Genomic DNA, 6,253 nt, shown 5'->3' with positions numbered 1-6,253 from the left:
GGCGCCGTCCGACCGCCCCGAGCCGGCCGACGGGACGCGATCCGAGCGTGCGACCTCGCCCGGTACCGACACCCTCCTGCGACGACACCCCGGCCCGGCGCGCTGGGCCGTGGACCTCGCCTTCGTCGTGGTCGCGGTCCTCGACGTCTGGCTGGTCATCCCGGAGGGCGCACCGCGCTACACCGTGTGGCTGTCGGCCGCGAGCTGTGTCGCGCTACTCCTGCGCAGGCCGCTGCCGTTCGTGGCGCTGCTGCTGGCCGTACCCGGTTTCCTCGCGGGCTGGGCGCAGCTCGCGGTCATGATCGCGCTCGGGTCACTCGCCACCCGCAAGCAGTTCCACTGGCACGTGTGGGTGGGCGCGGTCCTGGTGTGGTTGTGCCGCTTCTTCCTGTGGCCGTGGCCGGAGTTCGCCGCTCTCTCGTGGCGGATGCACGTGCTCGACGCGATCTACGGGGTGATCGTGGCGGGGATGCCCATCGCGATCGGCCTGCTGATCGGGGCCAGGTCCGAGCTGGCGACCCGGCTCGCCGAGCTGGCCGCCAGCAGGGACCGTGAGCGCCAGTTGCACGCCCAGGCCGTGCGGGCGGAGGAGCGCGCCCGGCTCGCCCGCGAAATGCACGACGGCGTCTCCCACGACATCACGCTCATCGCGATGCAGGCCGCGGCGCTGTCGGCCTCGGCATCGGACGACAACACCGCGCGCACCGCGACCACGATCCGCACGCTGAGCACCCGGACGCTGGAAGAACTGCGCACACTGCTCGGCGTACTGCGGTCCGAGAACGGCGACTGTCCCCAGCCGGACCTGCGCGACCTCGACAATCTCATCAGGAACGCGGGCGTGCCGGTACGGCTGACCGGCGACGGGCCGCCCGATGCGGTCCCGGAGCCGGTGTCGGCCGCGGCCTACCGCACCGTGCAGGAGAGCCTGACCAACGTGCGCAAGCACGCGCCCGGCGCCACCGCGTTCGTGCGGCTCGACACCAGCGCGGACGGGCTGTGTGTCGAGATCCGCAACGAACCGCCGTGCTCCCGGGGCGAGACGCCGCTGCCCTCAGGGGGCGGTTACGGCCTCGCCGGACTGGCCGAGCGGGCGCGCCTGCTCGGGGGCACGGTCGAGTCGTGTCCGACCGAGGACGGCGGCTTCCGGGTCCACGCCCACTATCCGCTGGCGTGAGCCCGGATCACCACGCCGGGTCCTCCCCTCGCCGCACTCCGCACGACAACGGCCCCCTTTCCCACGCGAGGAAAGGGGGCCGTGCATGCGGAGCCGTCGTGTCAGATCTCGCGGCGGCGGCGCAGGCGCTCCAACGCCTCCGCGAGGATTCTCTCACCGTCGGCGTCGCTGCGGCGTTCCTTGACGTAGGCCAGGTGCGACTTGTACGGCTCCGTGCGCGGAGCCGCGGGCGGGTTCTGCTCGTCCCTGCCCGCCGGGAGGCCGCAGCGCGGGCACTCCCACTCGTCCGGGATCTCCGCGTCCGTCGCGAAGGACGGGCGGGACTCGTGCCGGTTGGCACACCAGTAGGAGATCCGGCGGCGCGGAGCGGCCTCCCCGCGCTCCGACTCGCCGGAGGGGCCCGCTCCCACCCGCGTGCCTCGTATCGCGTTACCGCCAACCATGACTCGTCACCCCACCAGGAAGTCGGCGCGCCCGCGCGGGCGCGCCGGGACCGATCAGATCTTCACCAGCAGTCCGAGCCCGACGATGGCGATCAGCCACACCGCACCGAGACCGAGCGTGATGCGGTCCAGGTTCTTCTCCGCCACGCTCGATCCGGACAGACTCGACTGCGTCCCGCCGCCGAACAGGGAGGACAGCCCGCCGCCACGTCCCCGGTGCAACAGCACCGCGACGATCAGCAACACGCTGGACACGATCAACAGGATTTGCAGGAACAGCTTCATGTCATCCTCTGAATACTGCGGGTGGCGGGACTCCAGGGTAGCGCAGGGTGCGCACCGGTCAGGGTAGCGGTCCACCCGCCGCGAGCGCGCACAGCTTGGTGAACTCCTCGCCGTCCAGGCTGGCACCACCGACGAGCGCGCCGTCGACGTTGTCGGACTTGACCAACTCCGCGATGTTGTTCGACTTCACCGATCCGCCGTAGAGCACCCGCGTTCGCTCGGCCAGCTCGTCACCGTACTTGCCCGCCAGCGCCGACCGCAGTGCCGCGCACACCTCCTCGGCGTCGGCCGGGGTGGCCACACGGCCGGTGCCGATCGCCCACACGGGCTCGTAGGCCACCACGACCTCGCGCACCTGGTCGACCTTGAGGCCCTTCAACGCCTCGATCAGCTGCGTGGTGGTGTGCTCGATGTGCCCGCCCGACTCGCGGACCTCCAGCGGCTCCCCGACGCACAGGATGGGGCTCAGCTCGTGCTTGAGCGCCGCGCGCACCTTCTTGTTGACGACCTCGTCGCTCTCGCCGTGGTGCTCGCGCCGCTCCGAGTGCCCCACGACGACGTAGGTGCAGCCGAGCTTGGCAAGCATCGCGCCGGACACGTCACCGGTGTGGGCGCCGGAGTCGTGCGGCGAGAGGTCCTGCCCGCCGTAGCTGAGCAACAGCTTGTCGCCGTCCACCAGGGTCTGCACGCTGCGCAGGTCGGTGAACGGCGGCAGCACCGTCACATCGACCTTGGCGAAGTACTTCTCCGGCAGTGAGAAGGCGATCTTCTGCACCAGGGCGATGGCCTCGAGGTGGTTGAGGTTCATCTTCCAGTTGCCCGCGATCAGCGGCTTGCGGCTGCCCATCACTGCTCCTCACTCAGCACGGCGACGCCGGGCAGGTCCTTGCCCTCGAGATACTCCAGCGAGGCGCCCCCGCCGGTGGAGATGTGCGAGAACCCGTCCTCGTCGAGCCCCAGCACCCGCACGGCCGCCGCCGAGTCACCACCACCGACCACGCTGAACGCCCCTGAGTCGGCGATGGCCCGCGCCACGCCCCGGGTGCCTTCGGCGAACGGTGCCATCTCGAACACGCCCATCGGGCCGTTCCAGAACAGCGTGCGCGCCGACGAGATCGCGGCCGAGAACTCGGTCACCGTCTCGGGACCGATGTCCAGGCCCATCCACCCGTCCTCGATCCCGGTGGCGGGCACGGTGCGCGTGTTCGCCTCGGCGGAGAAGGCGTCGGCGGCGACGACGTCGACCGGCAGCACGAGTTTGCCCCCGGCCTCGGCGAGCAGTCGCTCGCACACCTCGACCATGTCCTTCTCCAGCAGCGACGAGCCGACGCCGTGGCCCTGTGCGGCGAGGAAGGTGAAGCACATCCCGCCACCGATGAGCAGCCGGTCGACCTTGGGCAGCAGCGCTTCGATCACGGCCAGCTTGTCGGAGACCTTGGACCCGCCGAGCACGACCGCGTAGGGACGCTCGGGGTCGCCGGTCAGGGTGCGCAGCACCTCCAGCTCCGAGAGCACGAGCCCGCCCGCGTAGGCGGGCAGCACGCGCGCCACCTCGTACACCGAGGCCTGCTCGCGGTGCACCACGCCGAACCCGTCGGAGACGAAGGCACCGTCCGGGCCGGTCAGCTCGGCGAGTTCCCGGGCCAGCTCCGCGCGCTCGTCGGCGGACTTGCTGGTCTCCCTCGGGTCGAAACGCACGTTCTCCAACAGTGCGACCTGCCCGTCGGCCAGAGCGGAGACGGTGGACCGCGCTCCCTCGCCCACGACGTCGCCCGCGAGGGCGACCCGAGCGCCGAGCAGCTCACCGAGCCGGGCCGCCACCGGCCGCAGCGAGTACTTCTCCTCCGGTGCGCCCTTCGGCCTGCCCAGGTGCGCCGCCACGACGACGCGTGCGCCCGCACGGGCGAGGCGCTCGATGGTGGGCAGCGCGGCACGCACACGGCCGTCGTCGGTGATCTCTTCTCCGTCCAGCGGGACGTTGAGGTCGGCGCGCACGAGCACGCGCCGACCCGAGACGCCCTCGCCGACCAGGTCGTCGAGTGTCGTCACCGGCATGGATCAGGACAGCTTCGAGCCGACGAGCTTGACCAGGTCCGCGAGGCGGTTCGAGTAGCCCCACTCGTTGTCGTACCAGCCGACGACCTTGACCTGGTTGCCGGTCACCTTGGTCAGCGGCGCGTCGTAGATGCACGAGGCCGGGTCGGTGACGATGTCGGAGGAGACGATCGGCTCCTCGCTGTAGCGCAGGATGCCCCGCAGCGGCCCCTCGGCGGCGGCGCGGTAGGCGGCGTTGACGTCCTCGACGGAGGCGCTCTTCGACAGGCTCACGGTCAGGTCGGTGGTCGAGCCGGTCGGCACCGGCACGCGCAGCGCGTACCCGTCCAGCTTGCCGTTCAACTCCGGCAGCACCAGCCCGATCGCCTTCGCGGCGCCGGTGGAGGTCGGCACGATGTTCAGCGCGGCCGCCCGCGCCCTGCGCAGGTCCTTGTGCGGGCCGTCCTGCAGGTTCTGGTCGGCGGTGTAGGCGTGCACGGTCGTCATCAGGCCCTGCTCGATGCCGAACTCGTCGTGCAGCACCTTCGCCAGCGGCGCCAGGCAGTTGGTGGTGCAGGAGGCGTTCGAGATGATGGTCTGCGATCCGTCGTAGGCGGAGTCGTTGGCACCGAGGACCACGGTGAGGTCCTCGTTCTTGGCCGGGGCCGAGATGATCACCTTCTTGGCGCCCGCGGCGATGTGGGCCTTGGCCGCCTCGGCGTTGGTGAAGAAGCCGGTCGACTCGACGACGACATCGACTCCGAGCTCGCCCCACGGCAGGTTGGCCGGGTCCTTCTCGGCGAGGGCCTTGATGGTCTTGCCGCCGACGACAATGCCCTCGTCGTTGGTGGTGACCTCCTCGCTCAGCCTGCCAAGGACGCTGTCGTACTTGAGCAGGTGCGCCATCGTGGCGACATCGCCGAGGTCGTTGAAGGCGACCACCTCGACATCGTGGCCGCCGGCCTGCACGGCACGGAAGAAGTTGCGGCCGATCCGGCCGAAGCCGTTGACGCCTACGCGAACGGTCACTGCTCTGCTCTCCTCGGGGGCTCGGCCCGGTCGTCGCCCGGGCTGACACTCTTCGGGTTCACCCGTCACCCTAGCGTGCTGGCCAGGGGCTATCCGAGTACCCCGGTACGAGATGTGGCCCACCACGACGACCAGGAGAATCGATTAAGTACCGGGTCATCTTATCCCGGGAGACCCACGGAAATCGACACCCGCGACCGGGCAATCCCCGTCCGTCTGCGTTCCTCCCGGACCGCGCGGGCCGGCCTCCGGGTCAGGACCCCGAGGTGGGTGGCGGGCCGACGTCGCCCCGCCACGCGCCGGTCTCCCGGCCCTGCCGTTCGATGAACTCCTTGAACCGGTGCATGTCCTCGTCGACGCGGCGTTCGAGCAGACCCGCCCGGTCGGCGACCTTCTCGAGGAACCCCTCCGGGTCGATGTCCATCTGCGCCGTGACGCGCGTGCGCTCGGGGTCGAGCCGGTGGAACGTGATCACACCCGCGTGCCGGGGACCGGAGTCGGAGGCCCACGCGACGCGCTCGTCGGGGTGCTGCTCGGTGATGGTGGCGTCGAACTCGCGGGTGACCCCACCGACCCGGGTGGTCCAGCGGGTGTGGGTGTCGTCGAGCTGGCGGACCCGCTCCACGCCCTCCATGAACTCGGGGAACGACTCGAACTGGGTCCACTGGTTGTACGCGGCCGACAGCGGCACGTCCACGTCCACGGCCTTCGTCACGGTGCTCACGTCGAGGCTCCCTCCTTCGCACTCTCCGGTTCCGGCCGGGCGGGTCCCGGCCGGGTCCTCGCGCGGCGCGCGCCACGCGCCCGCCGTCTCGGCGACGGCCGACGTCGCGGGTGCATCACCGCGTGTCCAACGGGTACCCGTGCGCGCATGGCAGACACATCGGAGCCGGACCCGGCGACCGTGCGGGCGGTGGGCAAGGTGACCGAGGCCCTTGAGGCGGTCGAGGAGGCGCGCGGGCACCTGTACGCCTTTCACCGCCTCACCGGCACCGCCGACTTCACCGTCGAGGAGGCCGTCGAGCTGCTGCGCGAGGCCGGGCACCACGACCTCGCCGCCCGGCTGGACCGGGAGATACTCGGCCGGAACGTGCTGCCGGGCCGCTGGACCTACCAGGTGGTCGAGGACTACGAGGACACCTACTACCGTCCGTTCCGGCACCTCGCCGAGCAGGCCCGGGCGCTCACCCCGGGCCGCAGGCACGCCCACGAGGCCGAGCTCAAGCGCACCCGGCGCACACCGGGCATGCCCGGTCACGAGGCCACCCCGGCCGACGTGGGCCGC

General features: G+C 71.1%; 8 protein-coding genes. 2 read left to right on the top strand and 6 right to left on the bottom strand.

Going from position 1 to position 6,253, the window contains the following annotated elements:
- Positions 1-1,177 (top strand): sensor histidine kinase (locus SACSA_RS0103175; protein ID WP_408640266.1); only part of this gene is annotated, 1,177 nt, incomplete at its 5' end.
- 101 nt (positions 1,178-1,278) lie between these two features.
- Here SACSA_RS0103175 and SACSA_RS0103170 read toward each other — a convergent pair.
- From SACSA_RS0103170 to SACSA_RS0103145, 6 genes are all read right to left on the bottom strand, one after another.
- Positions 1,279-1,620, bottom strand: coding sequence for an RNA polymerase-binding protein RbpA (locus SACSA_RS0103170; protein ID WP_028661483.1), 342 nt, complete (start codon positions 1,618-1,620; stop codon positions 1,279-1,281).
- Positions 1,621-1,674: 54 nt separating this feature from the next.
- Entirely contained in the window at positions 1,675-1,905 is a 231-nt protein-coding gene (gene secG / locus SACSA_RS0103165) for a preprotein translocase subunit SecG (protein ID WP_019813431.1), read from the bottom strand.
- A gap of 58 nt (positions 1,906-1,963) precedes the next feature.
- Positions 1,964-2,752, bottom strand: coding sequence for a triose-phosphate isomerase (gene tpiA / locus SACSA_RS0103160; RefSeq protein ID WP_019813429.1), 789 nt, complete (start codon positions 2,750-2,752; stop codon positions 1,964-1,966).
- A complete protein-coding gene (locus SACSA_RS0103155; protein WP_198008928.1) occupies positions 2,752-3,954 on the bottom strand; it encodes a phosphoglycerate kinase in 1,203 nt (400 codons plus the stop codon). The genes tpiA and SACSA_RS0103155 overlap by 1 nt, the downstream gene beginning before the upstream one ends.
- A 9-nt stretch (positions 3,955-3,963) precedes the next feature.
- A complete protein-coding gene (gene gap / locus SACSA_RS0103150; RefSeq protein ID WP_019813425.1) occupies positions 3,964-4,968 on the bottom strand; it encodes a type I glyceraldehyde-3-phosphate dehydrogenase in 1,005 nt (334 codons plus the stop codon).
- Between the two features lie 253 nt (positions 4,969-5,221).
- A complete protein-coding gene (locus SACSA_RS0103145; protein ID WP_019813420.1) occupies positions 5,222-5,692 on the bottom strand; it encodes an SRPBCC family protein in 471 nt (156 codons plus the stop codon).
- Positions 5,693-5,839: 147 nt separating this feature from the next.
- Here SACSA_RS0103145 and SACSA_RS21260 point away from each other — a divergent pair.
- Positions 5,840-6,253, top strand: a 414-nt coding sequence (locus tag SACSA_RS21260; protein ID WP_019813418.1) for a hypothetical protein, incomplete at its 3' end; no start/stop codon positions are given.

The organism is Saccharomonospora saliphila YIM 90502 (assembly GCF_000383795.1).
Lineage (GTDB): Bacteria > Actinomycetota > Actinomycetes > Mycobacteriales > Pseudonocardiaceae > Saccharomonospora > Saccharomonospora saliphila.
The sequence above is the reverse complement of the archived record's forward strand: the minus strand, read 5'-3'. Positions and strand labels throughout refer to the sequence as shown.